We start from the raw sequence: 13,242 nt of genomic DNA, 5'->3' as shown, positions 1-13,242 counted from the left end.
GTTATCTTTGCACCATTATACACTACAATATATCATTTAAAATTTATAACCAAATGCGCTACGCCGAAAATATATTAGGAACAATAGGCAACACACCTTTAGTAAAACTAAATAGAGTAACCGCCGAAGTGGATTCTCTTGTACTTGCAAAAGTAGAAACTTTTAATCCAGGAAATTCTGTAAAAGATAGAATGGCAGTTAAAATGGTTGAAGATGCCGAGGCTGATGGTAGATTACAACCCGGAGGAACAATCATTGAAGGTACTTCAGGGAATACAGGAATGGGACTTGCACTAGTAGCTATAATTAAAGGTTACAAATTGATCTGTGTTATCTCTGATAAACAATCAAAAGAAAAAATGGATATTCTACGTGCCGTAGGGGCAAAAGTTGTTGTTTGTCCTACTGATGTAGAGCCTACTGATCCAAGATCCTATTATTCAGTTTCAAAACGGCTAGCTGAGGAAACACCTAATTCATGGTATGTCAATCAATACGATAATCCATCTAATGCAATTGCACATTATGAGCAAACGGGTCCTGAAATTTGGGAACAAACTAACGGTAAAATTACTCATTTTGTAGTTGGTGTAGGTACCGGCGGAACGATATCTGGAACTGCTAAGTATCTAAAAGAACAAAATCCAAATATTAAAATTTGGGGAATTGATACTTACGGCTCTGTATTTAAAAAATATCATGAAACGGGAATTTTTGATGAAAACGAAATTTATTCCTATATCACTGAAGGTATAGGGGAGGATATTCTTCCTAAAAACGTTGATTTTTCTCTTATTGATGGCTTTACAAAAGTAACGGATAAAGATGCGGCAGTTTACACTCGAAAAATTGCACTTGAAGAAGGAATTTTTGTTGGGAACTCGGCAGGTGCTGCTATCAAAGGATTGTTGCAATTGAAAGAGCATTTTAAGCCAGATGACGTTGTAGTTGTACTTTTTCATGATTCAGGAAGCCGTTACGTAGGGAAAATGTATAATGATGAATGGATGCGTGAACGTGGATTCTTAGAAGAAGAAGTAACTAAGGCAGAAGATGTTATAAAAGATCATATTGATAAGCCACTTATTGTTGTTCGCACCGAAGAGTTGGTTTCACATGCTATTGAGCGCATGCGTAAATACAAGATTTCTCAAATTCCTGTAATAGACATTACTGGTTTTGTAGGCTCTGTTGATGAAAGTGATTTGTTTCAAAGCTATGTTGCTGATAAAAATGTAGCTGATAAACCGATAAAAGAGGTTATGGGTAAACCTTTTCCAATAGTGAAGCAGGGAACACCTATTGAAGAGGTTTCTAAATTATTTACTAAAGAAAACGAAGCTGTTTTAGTTGAATTAGCAAATGGGAATCACCATATTATTACTAAATATGATATTATTGGTTCTATTAAATAAATAGTTATAAATAGTATTAGAGGCCTACATTGTTTTTACTTTGTAGGCTTTTTTTTGTTTTGATGAAATTATTTTATGAGCATGTTAAAAGTGATTTGGAGTATGAGGAACTTATTTTTGATGTATATTTGTAAATATTACCTTAATATAGAAATAAAGTGACTTTTACTGCAATAGATTTTGAAACAGCAATTGGTTATCACCCTTGCTCTGTAGGTATTGTAACCGTTGAAAACGGTATTGTTGTTGATGAATTTGTTACCTTAATACAGCCGCCTAATAATTACTATTCTCCATACACAATACAAGTGCATGGTATTCATCCATACGATACAGAGTACGCAAAGACTTTTGCTGAAATATATCCTGAAATCCACAAAAGGCTTTATAATCGTGTAATTGTTGCTCATAACGAGAGTTTTGATAGGAATGTTTTGGCTAAGTCCATGGCGAATAACTATTTAGATTATTCGGATCTAAATATCGCTGATCGATGGGAATGTACGGTTAAAATATATCGAAGCAAAGGATTTAAGCCTACTAAACTGAGTGATTGTTGTCGGGAAATGAACATAGAACTCAACCACCATGAAGCGCTGTCTGATGCGCGAGCCTGTGCACAATTGTACTTATTGAAATAGATAGTACTTAGCTTGTTTACCTTAATTTCGTATTATGTTTTGCTCAGAATAGATTATTTTCACTAATTTAGTAAGTAGTGAAATATAAACAATATGAAAGAAGATTTTCTTCATTACATCTGGAGATTTAAAAAATTCAATATTCTAGATTTGAAAACACATCAAGGTGAATCCTTGACTATCATAAATGTTGGGCAGTATTTAGAACTTTCGGGCCCTGATTTTTTTAATGCTCAAATCCTTATTGAGGGTCAAAAATGGGCTGGAAATGTTGAAATACATATAAAATCTTCTGATTGGTATGTACATCATCACGAAAAAGACGATGCCTACGATAGTGTTATTTTGCATGTAGTTTGGGAACATGACACCGAAATTCACCGAAAAAACAATACCGAAATACCAGTTTTAGAGCTTAAAAATTATGTTGATCCCTCAATTCTTAGCAACTATCAATCTCTTGTAGCTCCTAAATCTTGGATTTTCTGCGAGAAACAAATTAATCAAGTTGATGAGTTTGTATTGAAAAATTGGCAAGAACGATTGTTTTTTGAACGTTTAGAACGTAAATCAAAACCTATTTTCGATTTATTAAATCAAACTAATCAAGATTGGGAAGCGGTTTTATATTGTCTTTTGGCCAAAAATTTTGGCTTAAACACCAATGGAGACACTTTTTTAAAAATTGCACAATCTATTCCATTTGCTACCATAAGAAAAGAAAGTTTTGAAGTTGAAAATTTAGAAGCTTTAATTTTTGGTACCGCAGGTTTATTAGATGCTGATAAAGAGGATAACTATTTTAAGGATTTGAAATTCAGGTATTTTTATTTACTTCATAAATACCAGCTTGATAAAGAAATTATAGAGCCTGTTCAGTTTTTTAAACATCGCCCAGATAATTTTCCCACAATTAGACTTTCTCAATTGTCAAATTTGTACCATTTACATCAAAATTTATTTTCAAAAATTAGTGCTTTAAAGTCTTTACAAAGTTGTTATAATTTGTTTCAAATTCCTTCATCGTTGTATTGGAATACACATTATCAGTTTGATAAAGTAAGTCCTAAAAAGAATAAAAGGCTCTCTAAATCATTCATTGATTTGATTGTTATCAATACAATAATTCCGATTCAATTTGCCTATTTAAAGAGCCAAGGTAAAGAAATGGAAGAGGATTTTATTAATTTGCTTTCAGAAATTGCACCAGAAAAAAATTCAATTATTGATAAGTTTAGTTCTTTTGGAATCGTTTCCAAAAATGCTTTTTATTCACAATCACTTTTGCAATTGAAAAATGAGTATTGCAATCAAAGTTTGTGTTTACAATGTAGTATCGGTATGGATTTGCTCAAAAACAAATAGACAAGAATAAGAAGATGTGAATATAGAGTTGTATTTTTGTATTTATTAAATTCATTCCTAGATGTCAGCAATTTTAAAAATAAAATTTTTTTTCGAAAAACACGGATTTCATGTTTCTTCCAGATTAGCAGATACGCTTGGAATGCGGGCAAGTAGTGTGCGTCTTTTTTTTATATACCTTTCCTTTGTCACTGCTGGATTATGGTTTGCAGTGTATCTTACACTTGCATTTTGGATGAAGTTAAAAGATCTCATAAGGGCAAAACGAACTTCAGTATTTGATTTGTAAAATAAATAAAAAAAGGCTCCTAATTATTAGGAGCCTTTTTTACTTTATTCTTGTGGGTTGTTCAATTTAGAATTTCTTTTTCCATAAAGGAAGTAAATTAAGAGACCTATTCCTAACCAGCCCATCGAGAATTTTTGAGCATCTAAACTTAGTTGAGTCATTAAATAAATGTTGATTGCAATACCACAAACAGCAATTACTGGTAAAGCAGGAACTTTAAAAGTTCGTTCTAAACCAGGTTGTTTAATTCTCAGAATCCACACAGCGACACATACCATTGTAAAGGCGAATAAAGTTCCAAAACTACACATTTCTGCTAATTTACTAATCGGTGTAAAGGCAGCAACAGTAGCAATAAATCCACCTAAGATCATCAAGTTTGTTTTTGGCGTACCAGATAAAGGATTAACTTTTGAGAAAACAGGAGGAATTAAACCATCTTTTGACATCCCTAAAAAGATACGAGATTGTCCCATGATCATTACCATTAATACTGATATTAAACCTACAGTAGCAGCTATTGTAATAATATAACCAGCCCAAGCTTGTCCAGCAATGTCAAATGCATAAGCTACGGGAGCTTTAATAGCTTCAGGATATTTTCCTAGTGGGTTAAAGTCTTGGTAGCTAATCATACCTGTTAATACTAACGATACTAATATGTAAAGAATTGTACATACTAATAATGATACAATAATAGCAAATGGAACGTCTTTTTTAGGATTGATTGCTTCACCAGCTTGAGTAGAAACAGCATCAAAACCTACATATGCAAAGAAAATGGCCGCAGCTCCGGATATAATACCTTTGAGTCCGTAAGCTTGATGCGGTTTTTCATCAACTATAATAGTTTGTACATCAGGTATAAATGGAGACCAGTTGTCTACATTTATGAAGAATGCACCAGCAATAATTACAAAAATTACAGCAGATACTTTTAAAATTACAATAAAGTTGTTAGCACTAGCTGCCTTTTCAGTACCTTTTATTAATAAAGATATGACCAAAATTACAATTAAAAAAGCGGGTAAGTTCATTGAAAATCCTTCGCCAGTATAACTCGCTGGGTCAGTGGTAAGCCACTCAGGGAGTTTTATACCAAACATTTTCAGCATTTTATTGAAATAGCCTGACCACGAAACGGCGACAGTCATAGATCCCATAGCATATTCAAGTATTAATCCCCAGCCAATTATCCAAGCAAATATTTCTCCAATAGTTCCATAAGCATAGGCATAAGCAGATCCTTCTACAGGTAAAATAGAAGCAAATTCAGAATAGCACAACGCTGCAAATACACAGGCAATACCCGCAATAACAAATGAAAGTGCTAGTGCTGGTCCAGCATGATTATAGGCTCCTGTACCTGTAAGAACGAATATTCCTCCTCCGATAATAGCTCCAATACCAATTGCAGTAAGGCTCCACTTTCCTAAAACTCTTTTTAATTGACTTTTTTTCATATCAGCTTCAAAAGCTGATACTGGTTTAACTCTCCAAATTGACATGGTTGTTTAATGTTTTAAGTTATTAAGCTCCAAATGTATTGTTTTTTATAAAAAATAAAAACAATAATTGATTTTTAACTCATAAAAAATGTTTTAAAATCCTTTTTGAAGTCTTTTTTGTCAATTTATTATAATTACTCCTATATTTTTGTTTTAAAAACTTTTAAATTCTCATACTGTTTGACGGTTGATTCTTTATTTTTTTTATTTTTATACGCATCTAACTTTTAATGATTTTAATTAGATTATGGACTTCAAAACTTTTGAATCTTTTTTTAAGTTCAATAAAGAACAACGTCTTGGAATTATAGTATTATTTACTCTTATTTTTATTTTACAAATATGTTACTATTGCTATGATTTTAATCCTAGTATTAAACAGTCGCCGCAGGAGTTACAGTGGATTGCGTTGCAGTCAAGTTTAGATTACGAGAAGAATGTTACTAAAAATTTACCAAAACAACAGTATGCATTCAATCCCAATTTTATTTCAGATTACAAAGGCTATAAATTAGGAATGTCTACACAAGAGATTGACAGGTTACTTGCTTTTAGAAAGCAGAATAAATTTGTAAACTCCCCAGAAGAATTTCAGCGGGTAACACAAATTTCAGATTCATTACTTGAAACCATGTCTCCCTTGTTTAAGTTCCCTAATTGGGTTGAGTATAAAAAAGGCACGTCTCCTTATAAAGAATATAAAAATCAGGAGTATCAGGCTTTCGCCAAAAAAGAAAAGGTTTCAGTATTAGATATCAATCAAGCTGATAAAGAAGCTTTGATGAAGGTCTACGGAATAGGAGATGCTATTTCTTCCCGAATTTTGAAACAAAAAGAAACTCTTGGAGCGTTTGTCTCAATGGAGCAAATGGATGAGATATGGGGGTTGTCTCCAGAAGTTATAGAGAAATTAAACATTCATTTTAAAGTCGGAGTGCTTCCTAATACTAAGAAAGTTGACATTAATAATGCGTCTTTAAAAGAGCTTAGCGCGTTTCATTACTTTAGATATGCACTTGCTAAAGAAATTGTAACATACAGAAGTATGAATGGAAACATAAAAAATATTGAGGATTTAACAAAAACTAAGGGATTTCCTGTTGATAAAGCAAAAATAATTGCCTTATATTTGGACTTTAAATAGAACTATCAAAAAACTAGAATAAAAAGTGCGTTTTTTTATCATAATTTGTACAAACGTAATTTTATTGTTCTTTCCAATTTTGATTTTTTGTCACTTATCCAGAAACTGACTTTATATCTAGTTTCTACCAATCTAAAATTTGTTAAAAAAGAAAAAAACATATGAATTCAATTTACTTCACAGAGGAGCACCAAGCATTTAGAGAAAGTTTAAAAGGTTTTTTACAAAAAGAAGTGGTTCCGCACATTGAGAAATGGGAAAAAACAGGAACAATAGAGCGCTTTATTTGGGAGAAATTCGGGGAAATGGGTTATTTTGGTATTGCTTACCCAGAGGCATACGGAGGTCTTGGTTTGGACTTATTTTACACGGTTATTTTCCTTGAGGAATTACAAAAAATAAAATCATCAGGTTTTGCTGCAGCCATGTGGGCTCATGCTTATTTGGCTATGACACACTTAAATGCTGAGGGTGACGAAAGAATTAAACAAGACTACTTAGCGCCAAGTATCGCTGGAAAGAAAATAGGTGCTTTATGTATCTCAGAACCTTTTGGTGGTAGTGATGTTGCGGGAATGCGAACTAATGCCGTGAAAAAAGGTGACAAATATGTGATTAATGGTTCAAAAACATTTATCACAAATGGTGTTTATGCCGATTATTACATTGTGGCTGCCAAAACAAATCCAGAACTTGGTAACAAGGGAATTAGTATTTTCTTAATGGATACAGGTCTTAAGGGAATATCAGCTTCAAAACTTGATAAACTAGGCTGGAGAGCATCGGATACAGCAGAGATTGCTTTTGATAATGTAGAAATCCCTGCTGAAAATTTAATGGGTGAAGAAGGAAAAGGATTTCCGTACATCATGCAGCATTTTGCTTTAGAGCGTTTAATTATGGCAATCAATGCGCATGCTAGAGGTGAATATGCTATTGATTATACTATTGAATATATGTCGCAACGTGAGGCTTTTGGTAAAAAAATCAGTAAGTTTCAAGCATTAAGACATACGCTTGTAGAACATGCAACAGAGGTTGAGCATTGTAAAATTTTCAATTATGCTGCAGTAGCCCGTCTTGATAAAGGGGAGTATGTGGTTAAAGAAGCAACAATGGCAAAATTAAAATCGACAAAAGTAGCTGATGAAACCATTTACAGTTGTTTGCAAATGCTTGGAGGCTACGGTTACATGGAAGAGTATCCATTAGCACGTTTGTTTAGAGATAGTCGTTTAGGGCCTATTGGTGGAGGAACATCTGAAATCTTAAAAGAAATTTTAGGAAAAATGATCATTGATAATCAAAATTATGAGCCGGCTGTAAAATAGTTTGGTTCCCTCATGTGTACGGCACGAGTTATAAATATTAGTAAGAGTCTTGTTTTTCAAGGCTCTTTTTTTGTGTGAAGGATAGAAGTGGAAATCCTTTATGGATGCGTAGCAGTAAATAAAGATTGTAGCGCATAGCCTGACGGCAAAAAGATAGTATTTCAATAGATAAAAAATACTTCCTTGCCGGCACACCCAAAATAAATAACAATAAATAGCGATAAAGTAAAAATAATGTCTACTTTTGCAGCCTAAAGAAAGGGGGTGTCTATATTATGTTAATTATACCAATTAAAGACGGAGAAAATATCGATAGAGCGTTAAAACGTTACAAAAGAAAATTTGATAAAACAGGAACTGTTCGTCAATTAAGAGCGCGTACTGCTTTTATTAAGCCTTCAGTTACGAATAGAATCAAAATTCAAAAAGCGGCTTATATTCAAAATATGAGAGATAACTTAGAGAGTTAGTCTATTTTACAGAAAAATAAAACCGTTAGTCATCAAAATTTAATAACTTTGATGCTAACGGTTTTTTTATGGCTACTAATAAAGATGCATTTCGAGATTATCTCACCTTGGAGAAAAAATATTCAGCACACACCATTATGGCTTATTGTGTGGATGTGGATGCATTTTCGGAATACATTAAAAAAGAATTTGACCAAGAAACTATAGATCATGTTCATTATGTTCAAATAAGAAACTGGATAGTCTCACTAGTGGATATGTCGGTTTCGAATAGTTCTGTCAATCGTAAAGTAGCTTCCCTTAAAGCCTACTTTAAATTTTTAATGAAGATAAAGCAAATTGAGACAAGTCCTTTACTAAAACATAAAGCTCTCAAAACAGCTAAAAAAGTACAAATACCTTTTTCGGAAAATGAAATGCAAAATCTTTTGTTTGGAACCCAGCATGCTGAAGGTTTTGAGCAAATAAGAAATGCTCTAATTGTAGAGTTGTTTTATGCTACTGGTATTCGCCGGACGGAGTTAATACATTTAAAAAATTCAGATGTAAATTTGTCAAACAACACTATAAAAGTATTAGGAAAGCGAAATAAAGAGCGAATAGTTCCATTGTTGCCTATACTTAAAGATCAAATATCTCGTTATCAAGAAGAAAGAAGAACGCTAGTTACGATTAATGATGAGGAGTGTTTTTTTTTAACTAAAAAAGGAGATAAATTAAGTGATTCTTTTGTGTATCGATTAATAAATTCGTACTTTAGTAATATATCAGAGAAGGTAAAAAAGAGTCCGCATATTCTAAGACATACTTTCGCTACACATTTATTAAATAACGGAGCTGATTTAAACTCAGTAAAAGAGTTGCTTGGTCACTCGAGTTTAGCTTCTACGCAAGTTTATACCCATAACAGTTTAGCTGAGTTGAAAAACGTATATGCAAAGGCTCATCCTCGAGAAAGTAAAAATAAAATTTGAACCATTAAATAAAGAAGATCATGAAGGTAAGTGTACATGCAGTTAACTTTACAGTTGACAAGAAGCTAGTTGATTTTATTCAAGAAAGATTGGATAAGTTAGAAAAGTACTATGACAAGGTGGTGTCGTCGGATGTTTTTTTGAAAGTAGAAAAAACTAGCGAAAAGGAAAATAAAATTGCCGAAGTAAAAATAATTGTTCCTGGTGATGAATTTCTGGTCAAAAAGCAGTGTAAAACCTTTGAAGAAGCGATAGAGTTATCTTCGGAATCTCTAGAACGAATGTTGCTCAAGAGAAAAGAAAAGATTAGTTCTCATATTTAATATAAATTTTTTTCAAAAAATGTTTTGATTGAGAGATAAAATCTATACATTTGCAGTCCGTTAGAAATAGCGGACTTTTTTTATTGATTTGCCAGCGTAGCTCAGTTGGCTAGAGCAGCTGATTTGTAATCAGCAGGTCGTGGGTTCGAGTCCCTCCGCCGGCTCAAATTATTGAGGTATAAAATAAAAAAAGTTGGGGAGATACTCAAGCGGCCAACGAGGGCAGACTGTAAATCTGCTGTGTGAACTTCGCAGGTTCGAATCCTGCTCTCCCCACTAGAAAACTTGAATTGTGTTTTTTTGAATTGAAAAATTTAAAAATTGTAATTCGAGCTCTTTGATAAGAGGTTCTGCCGACTTAGCTCAGAGGTAGAGTGCTTCCTTGGTAAGGAAGAGGTCACGGGTTCAATTCCCGTAGTTGGCTCAAGTAAGTAGGAAATAAAAATTAATATATAACAAGATTAAAATTAAGTAAAATGGCAAAAGAAACCTTTAACCGTTCGAAACCACACTTAAATATTGGTACGATCGGACACGTAGATCACGGTAAAACTACTTTAACAGCAGCAATCACAAAAGTATTATCTGATGCTGGTTACTGTCAAGCAAAATCATTTGATCAAATTGATAATGCTCCTGAAGAAAAAGAAAGAGGTATTACAATTAATACATCGCACGTTGAGTACGAAACTGCTAATCGTCACTATGCACACGTTGACTGTCCAGGTCACGCGGATTACGTGAAGAACATGGTTACAGGAGCTGCTCAAATGGATGGAGCTATTCTTGTTGTAGCTGCAACTGATGGGCCAATGCCACAAACACGTGAGCACATCCTTTTAGGTCGCCAAGTAGGTATTCCTAGAATGGTAGTTTTCATGAACAAAGTGGATATGGTTGATGATGCTGAGTTATTAGAGTTAGTTGAAATGGAAATTAGAGACTTATTGTCTTTCTATGAGTACGATGGAGACAACTGTCCAGTTATTCAAGGTTCTGCTTTAGGTGGATTGAATAATGATGCTGCTTGGGTACCTAAAATTCTTGAATTGATGGAGGCTGTAGATTCTTGGATCGAAGAGCCAATCAGAGATACAGATAAGCCTTTCTTGATGCCAGTTGAGGATGTATTTACAATTACTGGTCGTGGAACTGTTGCTACAGGTCGTATCGAAACAGGTATTGCTAATACAGGAGATCCAGTTGAAATCATTGGTATGGGAGCTGAAAAATTGACTTCTACTATCACTGGAGTTGAGATGTTCCGTAAAATCCTTGATAGAGGTGAAGCTGGAGATAACGTAGGTTTATTGTTAAGAGGTGTTGATAAAGAATCTATCAAAAGAGGAATGGTTATCATTAAGCCAGGATCTGTTAAGCCACACGCAACTTTCAAAGCTGAGGTTTATATCTTGAAAAAAGAAGAAGGTGGACGTCACACTCCATTCCATAACAACTACCGTCCACAGTTCTACGTACGTACAACTGACGTAACAGGAGTTATTACTTTACCAGAAGGTGTAGAGATGGTAATGCCAGGAGATAACTTAACTATCAATGTATCTTTGTTAAGCCCAATCGCAATGAGCGTTGGTTTACGTTTCGCTATCCGTGAAGGTGGTAGAACAGTAGGAGCTGGACAGGTTACTGAGATTGTAGGTTAATCTACAAAAAAAATAAATTCAAAAACAATGTCGTTTAACGACGACATTGTTTTTTATTCTACGGGCGTAGTTCAAGGGTAGAATAGCGGTCTCCAAAACCGTTGATGGGGGTTCGAATCCCTCCGCCCGTGCAAAAAATATATCACAATGACAAAAGTTGTAAATTACATATCAGAAGCATTTGAAGAATTGAAATCAAATGTAACTTGGCCAGAATGGTCTGAGGTACAACGTCTCACGATTGTTGTGGCTGTTTTTTCTGTTTTATTTGCCTTGGGAACATGGGGAGTTGATGAAATTTTCGCAAAAGCTTTAGCAGGATTTTTTAACTGGATAAAAGCTTAATTTTTTTGTTATGGCAGATGTGAATGTTAAAAAATGGTATGTCGTTAGAGCGGTAAGTGGCCAAGAAAATAAAGTTAAAGCTTATATTGAGACTGAAATTGCAAGATTAGAAATGACTGATTATGTTTCTCAAGTTCTGGTTCCTACTGAAAAAGTAGTAACTGTTAAAGAAGGGAAAAAATTAGTTAAAGATAAAGTTTACTTTCCTGGCTATGTCATGATAGAAGCGAATCTTGTTGGAGAAATACCTCATATCATTAAATCAATTACTAGTGTTATTGGTTTTTTAGGTGAGATTAAAGGTGGAGAGCCTGTTCCTTTAAGGATGTCTGAGGTTAACAGAATGTTAGGTAAGGTTGATGAACTTGCTGTAAATACTGATACTAGATCTATTCCTTTCAATGTTGGAGAGACAATTAAAGTGATTGATGGTCCATTTAATGGATTTAATGGTTCAGTTGAAAAAATAAATGAAGAAAAGCGTAAACTAGAAGTAATGGTTAAAATTTTCGGTAGAAAAACACCATTAGAACTTAGTTTTATGCAAGTTGAAAAAGTATAATTTTTGTTACATCTATAATATCCACTGTAATCGCTTCCAATGATTATGGTGTTAAATTTTTTAAAAAATGGCTAAAGAAATTAGTAAGGTAGTTAAACTACAAGTTAAGGGAGGTGCTGCGAATCCGTCGCCACCGGTTGGACCTGCTTTAGGAGCTGCTGGGGTTAATATCATGGAGTTCTGTAAGCAATTTAATGCTAGAACACAAGATAAACCTGGCAAAATATGCCCAGTACAAATTACTGTGTATAAAGACAAATCATTTGATTTTGTTGTAAAAACTCCTCCAGCTGCCGTTCAATTATTGGAGGCTGCAAAGCTAAAGTCTGGATCAGGTGAACCAAATCGTAAAAAAGTAGCTAGTGTTACTTGGGATGTTATCAAAGCGATAGCTGAAGATAAAATGGTAGATCTAAATGCATTCACAATCGAATCTGCAATGAGCATGATCGCTGGAACTGCTAGATCTATGGGTATAACTGTATCAGGAGATGCTCCTTTTTAATTAAGAGAAAGAAATGGCAAAATTAACAAAAAAGCAAAAAGAGGCTGCTTCTAAAATTGAGAAGAACAAACTATACTCTTTGAAAGATGCTGCTGCATTAATCAAAGTTATAGCTTCTGCAAAATTTGATGAGTCTGTTGATATCGCAGTTCGTTTGGGTGTAGATCCAAGAAAAGCGAATCAAATGGTAAGAGGTGTTGTTACATTACCTCACGGTACTGGTAAAGATGTAAAAGTTTTAGCATTAGTTACTCCAGATAAAGAAGCTGAGGCTTTAGCAGCTGGTGCTGATTATGTAGGTCTTGATGACTATTTACAAAAAATCAAAGATGGTTGGACAGATGTTGATGTAATTATCACGATGCCAGCTGTTATGGGTAAATTAGGTCCTTTAGGTCGTATATTGGGACCAAGAGGTTTAATGCCAAACCCTAAAACAGGTACAGTAACTATGGATGTTGCTAAAGCTGTTCAAGAGGTTAAAGCTGGTAAAATTGACTTTAAAGTTGATAAAACTGGAATTGTTCATGCTGGAATTGGTAAAGTTTCTTTTGGAGCTGAGCAAATCTATGACAATGCACACGAAATTATTCAAACATTAATTAAACTTAAGCCAACTGCTGCTAAAGGTACGTACATTAAAGGTATACACCTTACAAGCACAATGAGTCCTGCTATTGCATTGGATCCTAAAGCAGTATAATTG

Annotated in this window: 15 protein-coding genes and 4 tRNA genes; 18 read left to right on the top strand and 1 reads right to left on the bottom strand. The window is 34.0% G+C overall.

Going from position 1 to position 13,242, the window contains the following annotated elements:
• The first annotated feature begins 53 nt into the window (after window positions 1–53).
• The 4 genes from K5V07_RS11920 to K5V07_RS11905 all read left to right on the top strand — a co-directional run bounded on the left by K5V07_RS11920 (window position 54) and on the right by K5V07_RS11905 (window position 3,710).
• A complete protein-coding gene (locus tag K5V07_RS11920) occupies window positions 54–1,415 on the top strand; it encodes a pyridoxal-phosphate dependent enzyme (protein WP_221917639.1) in 1,362 nt (453 codons plus the stop codon).
• A gap of 158 nt (window positions 1,416–1,573) precedes the next feature.
• Entirely contained in the window at window positions 1,574–2,056 is a 483-nt protein-coding gene (locus K5V07_RS11915; protein ID WP_182651499.1) for a 3'-5' exonuclease, read from the top strand.
• A gap of 93 nt (window positions 2,057–2,149) precedes the next feature.
• Complete coding sequence (locus K5V07_RS11910) at window positions 2,150–3,421, top strand: DUF2851 family protein (RefSeq protein ID WP_221917638.1); 1,272 nt, start codon at window positions 2,150–2,152, stop codon at window positions 3,419–3,421.
• Window positions 3,422–3,482: 61 nt separating this feature from the next.
• Window positions 3,483–3,710, top strand: coding sequence for a PspC domain-containing protein (locus tag K5V07_RS11905; protein ID WP_144889117.1), 228 nt, complete (start codon window positions 3,483–3,485; stop codon window positions 3,708–3,710).
• 44 nt (window positions 3,711–3,754) lie between these two features.
• Here the strand turns inward: K5V07_RS11905 and K5V07_RS11900 are convergent, their stop codons facing one another.
• Window positions 3,755–5,218, bottom strand: coding sequence for an amino acid permease (locus K5V07_RS11900; protein ID WP_221917637.1), 1,464 nt, complete (start codon window positions 5,216–5,218; stop codon window positions 3,755–3,757).
• Window positions 5,219–5,465: 247 nt separating this feature from the next.
• Between K5V07_RS11900 and K5V07_RS11895 the strand changes: the two genes are divergently transcribed.
• The 14 genes from K5V07_RS11895 to rplA all read left to right on the top strand — a co-directional run bounded on the left by K5V07_RS11895 (window position 5,466) and on the right by rplA (window position 13,239).
• Window positions 5,466–6,362 (top strand): helix-hairpin-helix domain-containing protein, encoded by an 897-nt coding sequence (locus tag K5V07_RS11895; RefSeq protein WP_221917636.1) that lies wholly within the window; start codon window positions 5,466–5,468, stop codon window positions 6,360–6,362.
• A gap of 161 nt (window positions 6,363–6,523) precedes the next feature.
• Window positions 6,524–7,693 (top strand): acyl-CoA dehydrogenase family protein, encoded by a 1,170-nt coding sequence (locus K5V07_RS11890; RefSeq protein WP_221917635.1) that lies wholly within the window; start codon window positions 6,524–6,526, stop codon window positions 7,691–7,693.
• 275 nt (window positions 7,694–7,968) lie between these two features.
• Window positions 7,969–8,163 (top strand): 30S ribosomal protein S21, encoded by a 195-nt coding sequence (gene rpsU, locus K5V07_RS11885; RefSeq protein WP_035670421.1) that lies wholly within the window; start codon window positions 7,969–7,971, stop codon window positions 8,161–8,163.
• 68 nt (window positions 8,164–8,231) lie between these two features.
• Window positions 8,232–9,137, top strand: coding sequence for a tyrosine-type recombinase/integrase (locus K5V07_RS11880; RefSeq protein ID WP_221917634.1), 906 nt, complete (start codon window positions 8,232–8,234; stop codon window positions 9,135–9,137).
• 20 nt (window positions 9,138–9,157) lie between these two features.
• Entirely contained in the window at window positions 9,158–9,460 is a 303-nt protein-coding gene (gene hpf, locus K5V07_RS11875) for a ribosome hibernation-promoting factor, HPF/YfiA family (protein ID WP_086454427.1), read from the top strand.
• A 90-nt stretch (window positions 9,461–9,550) separates the two neighbouring features.
• Window positions 9,551–9,624 (top strand) — tRNA-Thr (locus tag K5V07_RS11870).
• Window positions 9,625–9,655: 31 nt separating this feature from the next.
• Window positions 9,656–9,736: transfer RNA gene (locus K5V07_RS11865), tRNA-Tyr, on the top strand.
• A gap of 76 nt (window positions 9,737–9,812) precedes the next feature.
• A tRNA-Thr gene (locus K5V07_RS11860) sits at window positions 9,813–9,884 on the top strand.
• A gap of 52 nt (window positions 9,885–9,936) precedes the next feature.
• Complete coding sequence (tuf, locus tag K5V07_RS11855; protein WP_221917633.1) at window positions 9,937–11,124, top strand: elongation factor Tu; 1,188 nt, start codon at window positions 9,937–9,939, stop codon at window positions 11,122–11,124.
• A gap of 60 nt (window positions 11,125–11,184) precedes the next feature.
• Window positions 11,185–11,255: transfer RNA gene (locus tag K5V07_RS11850), tRNA-Trp, on the top strand.
• A 16-nt stretch (window positions 11,256–11,271) separates the two neighbouring features.
• On the top strand, window positions 11,272–11,469 hold the full coding sequence (gene secE, locus K5V07_RS11845; protein ID WP_086455318.1) for a preprotein translocase subunit SecE: 198 nt from the start codon (window positions 11,272–11,274) through the stop codon (window positions 11,467–11,469).
• Between the two features lie 10 nt (window positions 11,470–11,479).
• A complete protein-coding gene (gene nusG, locus K5V07_RS11840) occupies window positions 11,480–12,031 on the top strand; it encodes a transcription termination/antitermination protein NusG (RefSeq protein ID WP_086455317.1) in 552 nt (183 codons plus the stop codon).
• A 67-nt stretch (window positions 12,032–12,098) separates the two neighbouring features.
• Window positions 12,099–12,536, top strand: coding sequence for a 50S ribosomal protein L11 (gene rplK / locus K5V07_RS11835; protein ID WP_007807442.1), 438 nt, complete (start codon window positions 12,099–12,101; stop codon window positions 12,534–12,536).
• Between the two features lie 13 nt (window positions 12,537–12,549).
• Entirely contained in the window at window positions 12,550–13,239 is a 690-nt protein-coding gene (rplA, locus tag K5V07_RS11830) for a 50S ribosomal protein L1 (protein WP_039111376.1), read from the top strand.
• Window positions 13,240–13,242: the final 3 nt, after the last annotated feature.

Source organism: Flavobacterium sp. CHNK8 (assembly GCF_019774515.1).
GTDB classification, from domain to species: Bacteria; Bacteroidota; Bacteroidia; order Flavobacteriales; family Flavobacteriaceae; genus Flavobacterium; species Flavobacterium tiangeerense.
This window is presented reverse-complemented; position numbering and strand designations above follow the sequence as displayed.

Excerpts from the sequence above, each read along its gene's own strand:
- K5V07_RS11920 (WP_221917639.1), top strand. The coding sequence starts at position 54 with ATGCGCTACGCCGAAAATATATTAGGAACAATAGGCAACACACCTTTA.
- K5V07_RS11910 (WP_221917638.1), top strand. The coding sequence starts at position 2,150 with ATGAAAGAAGATTTTCTTCATTACATCTGGAGATTTAAAAAATTCAAT.
- K5V07_RS11905 (WP_144889117.1), top strand. The coding sequence starts at position 3,483 with ATGTCAGCAATTTTAAAAATAAAATTTTTTTTCGAAAAACACGGATTT.
- K5V07_RS11900 (WP_221917637.1), bottom strand. The coding sequence starts at position 5,218 with ATGTCAATTTGGAGAGTTAAACCAGTATCAGCTTTTGAAGCTGATATG.
- K5V07_RS11895 (WP_221917636.1), top strand. The coding sequence starts at position 5,466 with ATGGACTTCAAAACTTTTGAATCTTTTTTTAAGTTCAATAAAGAACAA.
- K5V07_RS11890 (WP_221917635.1), top strand. The coding sequence starts at position 6,524 with ATGAATTCAATTTACTTCACAGAGGAGCACCAAGCATTTAGAGAAAGT.
- rpsU (WP_035670421.1), top strand. The coding sequence starts at position 7,969 with ATGTTAATTATACCAATTAAAGACGGAGAAAATATCGATAGAGCGTTA.
- K5V07_RS11880 (WP_221917634.1), top strand. The coding sequence starts at position 8,232 with ATGGCTACTAATAAAGATGCATTTCGAGATTATCTCACCTTGGAGAAA.
- hpf (WP_086454427.1), top strand. The coding sequence starts at position 9,158 with ATGAAGGTAAGTGTACATGCAGTTAACTTTACAGTTGACAAGAAGCTA.
- tuf (WP_221917633.1), top strand. The coding sequence starts at position 9,937 with ATGGCAAAAGAAACCTTTAACCGTTCGAAACCACACTTAAATATTGGT.
- secE (WP_086455318.1), top strand. The coding sequence starts at position 11,272 with ATGACAAAAGTTGTAAATTACATATCAGAAGCATTTGAAGAATTGAAA.
- nusG (WP_086455317.1), top strand. The coding sequence starts at position 11,480 with ATGGCAGATGTGAATGTTAAAAAATGGTATGTCGTTAGAGCGGTAAGT.
- rplK (WP_007807442.1), top strand. The coding sequence starts at position 12,099 with ATGGCTAAAGAAATTAGTAAGGTAGTTAAACTACAAGTTAAGGGAGGT.
- rplA (WP_039111376.1), top strand. The coding sequence starts at position 12,550 with ATGGCAAAATTAACAAAAAAGCAAAAAGAGGCTGCTTCTAAAATTGAG.